The organism is Prochlorococcus marinus, assembly GCF_001180245.1.
Taxonomy (GTDB): domain Bacteria; phylum Cyanobacteriota; class Cyanobacteriia; order PCC-6307; family Cyanobiaceae; genus Prochlorococcus_A; species Prochlorococcus_A marinus_F.
Window position 1 is genome coordinate 1 of record NZ_CVSV01000074.1, and the last position, 219, is coordinate 219.

Here is a 219-nt window from a genome sequence, read left to right on the forward strand (position 1 = left end):
TTTCACAATTCCAATGGGATTTGTCCTTGATCCTTTGGGGAGCGTAATGCTTGCGTTAGTAACTACGATAACTTTGCTGGTAATGATTTACTCTCATGGTTACATGGCGCATGACAAAGGTTATGTCAGATTTTTTACATATTTAGCATTATTTAGTAGTTCAATGATGGGATTAATAGTTAGTCCGAATTTGTTAGAAATTTATGTGTTTTGGGAATT

Annotated in this window: 1 pseudogene; it reads left to right on the forward strand. The window is 34.2% G+C overall.

What is annotated here, in order from left to right:
• A pseudogene (locus AMO19_RS02640) lies at window positions 1–219 on the forward strand (NAD(P)H-quinone oxidoreductase subunit 5); the annotation flags it as partial.